Source organism: Mycobacterium sp. (genome assembly GCF_049281135.1).
Taxonomy (GTDB): Bacteria; Actinomycetota; Actinomycetes; order Mycobacteriales; family Mycobacteriaceae; genus Mycobacterium.
The window spans coordinates 1-3,706 of record NZ_JBAPRN010000430.1 but is presented as its reverse complement, the minus strand read 5'-3'; the positions used below and the strand labels follow the sequence as shown (position 1 = coordinate 3,706).

Annotated in this window: 5 protein-coding genes; 4 read left to right on the top strand and 1 reads right to left on the bottom strand. The window is 64.6% G+C overall.

Annotated features, from left to right (window positions below):
- Together WAN02_RS17680 and WAN02_RS17675 are read left to right on the top strand one after the other, a co-directional pair.
- Positions 1 to 1,000 (top strand): aminotransferase class I/II-fold pyridoxal phosphate-dependent enzyme (locus WAN02_RS17680; protein WP_422265542.1); only part of this gene is annotated, 1,000 nt, incomplete at its 5' end.
- 70 nt (positions 1,001 to 1,070) lie between these two features.
- A complete protein-coding gene (locus tag WAN02_RS17675; RefSeq protein ID WP_422265541.1) occupies positions 1,071 to 1,760 on the top strand; it encodes a hypothetical protein in 690 nt (229 codons plus the stop codon).
- Positions 1,761 to 1,838: 78 nt separating this feature from the next.
- Here the strand turns inward: WAN02_RS17675 and WAN02_RS17670 are convergent, their stop codons facing one another.
- Positions 1,839 to 2,372 carry a hypothetical protein gene (locus WAN02_RS17670; RefSeq protein WP_422265540.1) on the bottom strand — a complete coding sequence of 178 codons (534 nt, stop codon included), beginning with the start codon at positions 2,370 to 2,372 and terminating at the stop codon, positions 1,839 to 1,841.
- A gap of 377 nt (positions 2,373 to 2,749) precedes the next feature.
- On the opposite strand from WAN02_RS17670, the gene WAN02_RS17665 reads away from it, so the two are divergent.
- On the top strand, positions 2,750 to 3,220 hold the full coding sequence (locus WAN02_RS17665; protein ID WP_422265539.1) for a polyketide cyclase: 471 nt from the start codon (positions 2,750 to 2,752) through the stop codon (positions 3,218 to 3,220).
- Between the two features lie 19 nt (positions 3,221 to 3,239).
- Positions 3,240 to 3,706, top strand: a 467-nt coding sequence (locus WAN02_RS17660) for a class I SAM-dependent methyltransferase (protein WP_422265537.1), incomplete at its 3' end; no start/stop codon positions are given.

The following is a 3,706-nucleotide window of genomic DNA, read 5'->3' as shown; positions in this document are numbered from 1 at the left end:
GCTGCCCGTCGCTCGGCTCAATTCGCGGCGAGCCACACCGGTGCTGTACGGCGACCCGGCGGTGTCGCCAGAGTTGGCGGAGTATGCCCAGTCGTCGCTGACCGCGGACGGTGTTCCGGCCGAGCACATCGCCGTGACCGCCGGGGCCCTCGACGGCATCGAGCGGGTGCTCACCGCCCAGCTGCGTCCTGGCGACCGCGTGGCGGTCGAAGATCCCGGTTGGGCCAACCTGCTGGATCTGCTGGCCGCGCTGGGCTTTCCGGCAGAGCCGATCAGAGTCGACGACGACGGGCCGCTGACCGCCGATGTTGCCCGCGCGCTGAGCCGCGGGGTGCGGGCAATCGTGGTGACGACGCGTGCCCAGAATCCGACCGGCGGCGCCGTCTCCGCCGCACGGGCAAAAGAGTTGCGCGCGTTACTCGTTGACCACGACGACGTGTTGCTCGTCGAAGACGATCATTGCGCAGGCATCGCCGGCGCACCGTTGCACACCCTGGCCGGCGCCACCCGGCAGTGGGCGTTCGTGCGGTCGGCCGCCAAGGCATACGGGCCTGACCTGAGACTGGCTCTGCTGGCCGGCGATCGACGCACGGTTGAGCGCGTTCACGGGCGGCTGCGGTTGGGACCGGGCTGGATCAGCCACTTGCTGCAAGACCTCGCGGTCAACTTGTGGCGCGACAAGGCCGTCACCCGCAGAGTGCAGGAGGCCGAAATCGCCTACACCCGCAACCGGGAGCTGCTGCACGCGGCGCTGGCCGATCGCGATGTGGCATCTCGCGGCCGGTCCGGCCTCAATGTCTGGATTCCGGTGCCGGACGAAACGGTGGCGATCACCCGGCTGCTGAGCGCGGGCTGGGCCGCGGCGCCGGGAACACGATTCCGGATCGCAACTCCGCCGGGGATACGGATCACCGTCTCCAGCATCGACATCGACGACATCGGCCCGCTGGCCGACGCGCTCGCCGAGGCGGTGCATGCGATCGGCCGCGCCAGCGTCTGAGTCACGTCGGCTAATAATTGTGCTGCAACTTCACCCAAAGGACGCGGATATGCGAGTGAGACTTCGACAGGTGGCTTTGGTCGCTGCTGAGCTGGCGCCGGCGGAGGCCGGCATCATCGAAGAACTCGGCGTAGAGCTGTGCTACCGAGATCCCGACGTCGGCGTGTTCGGTCTCAAGAACGCGCTCTTCCCTGTTGGAGAGAAGCTGCTCGAGGTGGTCTCACCGGTGCGGGCAGGCACAACCGCGGGCCGCCAGCTCGACAAACGCAAGGGCGATGGCGGGTACATGGTGATTCTCCAGGTCGACGATCTCGACGAGATGAGGCGGCGTATTGAAACCCACAATGTACGAGTCGTTTTCACCGCGGCCCGGCCGGACATCACCGGAATACACCTGCACCCAAAGGACGTCGGCGCGGCGATTCTGTCGGTCGACCAATCCGACCAATGGGATGACTGGGGCTGGGCTGGACCCGACTGGCGCAATCACATCGCAACGCGCGTGGTCACCGACATGGTCGGCGTGGCGATGCAGTCCGAGCACCCAGCCAGTACGGCCGAGAGGTGGGCGGCGTTGGTCGGGGGTGCGGTGACCGCAATCGGGGACGAGTACCACATACCCCTCGAGGAAGGTGTGCTGCGCTTCGTTCCACCCGGTGACGATCGCGGCGACGGGGTATGCGCTGTGGATCTGCGTGCCGCGGACGCACATACTCGCAGTACGACGCTCTGCGGGGTAACCATCAACTTCGTCGCCTGAAGAGGCGTGACCTGTCCACAACGAACCCCCGGAGTGTTCCCCGGGGGTTCGTTGTGCAGCTGACTAGAGCGCTGGAGGTCAGAGGAACTGGTAACTAAACAGGTCGATGAAGGCATTGTTCAAGAAGTCGGCGAAGGCGTTCAGGGCGAATCCGGTGCCCAACGCTTCGTTGATGATGCTCTCCGATCCGAATAGGTCGCCGAGTGGAATCGAGCTGATCGCGGCGTCGGGGTTCGCCATCGAGTACAGGGCGACGTTGTAGGCGTCGTCGAGCTCGGCCAACGAGCCATTGAACACGTCGTAGGCACCGGGGTCAGGGGAGGCATTGGAGATCGGGTTGAGCCCGTACAGCTCGTAGTCGAGAAGAGTGGGGGTACCACTGTCTGGTGCGTACAGCAGCGTGGTGGTGTCGAATGTGTTGGCACCGTTCGTGATGATCTCGCCGCTGGCTGGGCCACCCGAGATGGCGACCTCGCTCACGAAGATGGAGTTCAGCGTCGAAATCTCACTGTCGACAGTGTCGGTGAGCGTGTCCGCGGACGCGAGAGGTGCCAATGTCAGTGCCGCTCCGACCGCGAAGCCGCCGACCGCACCGATTTTACGAACGTCCATAGTTGAGCCTTTCAATGATCTCCGCCGACGACCCGGCCGTACCGTCAGAGGCCCCTGGCAGAAACCTGAGAGGAGCCTAACAAACAACTGTGGTCGCGGTAAGCCCTTTTACTTAGAAGACTTAAATTGCGCATCTACCTTCGGGAAGCCTTCGCGCATCGGTAAGCCACCCCCGCCAGGTTCACCATTCACCGCACCGGGCTGGCGACGGCAGCGCCAACGCGGACAAGGCGTTCTTCGCGTGCGGACCAGACCATGACATGGCGAGCCACGCTGAACTGCACACAGTGGTTACTGCGGGCCCGACGAACTCCTTCGCGGAGACTCGACCCGCCTGACGACTAGCCTGAATTTCGATGATAGGCGATCGTTGGAATGTGACGGACGACGAAGTCGCCCAGCACTACCCGTGCGATGACTTCGTGCCCAAACCGACCTTGCAGGCATGGCGTGGGGTCACCGTGCAGTCCACCCCGGAGACGCTGTGGCGCTGGGTAAGTCAGATCAGGATCGCGCCCTACTCCTACGACTGGATCGACAACCTGGGCCGTCGATCACCCCAACAGCTCGTCGGCCTACCCGAGCCCGTCGTCGGCGAATCGTTTTCCACTGCCGCGACCCGACCGTTCGGACGCATCCTTGCCGTCGAGCCGCGGGAGCACCTTACCGGCGAGATCATGGGAGCATGCATCTCTTACGTGTTGGTACCCGATGGGCAGTCAACCCGCCTGCTGATGAAACTTGTTACGGCCATGAGCCGTTGGCTGACTGCGGGGCTATCGGTCGGCGATCTTGTCATGGCCCGAAGGCAACTGCTCAATCTGAAACGCCTCGCCGAACGGCACTAGCCGGTGGCACACTAGCCAGGTGCCGCCGTATCGGGACGTCGCCGAGTTCAACGATCGGGCCGCGAGCTACGACCATGGCTGGCGGGGTCGCCTCCATCACCAGATCTCCCAGCGCACCGCCAGTCTCGCTGTGGCGACCGTCGCGGCGCCCGACCGCGTGCTCGATGTGGGCTGCGGCACCGGTTATCTGCTGCGCGAACTGGCAAGCCGCTATCCCGACGCCCAACAGCTTGTCGGCCTCGATGCCGCACCCGCGATGGTGAAGACGGCCAATGCCATTGCGCAAGACGACCGGTTGGCGTTCGTTGCCGGTGTCGCCGAACAGATCGGCTATCCCGACGGCACGTTCAACCTGATCGTCAGCACGACCTCATTCGATCACTGGTCTGATCAGCAAGCGGGGCTGCGCGAATGCGCACGGGTGCTGTGTCCCGGCGGCCGGCTGGTGCTCGTCGACCAGTTCTCCCCGATGCTGCTGCCGACGAT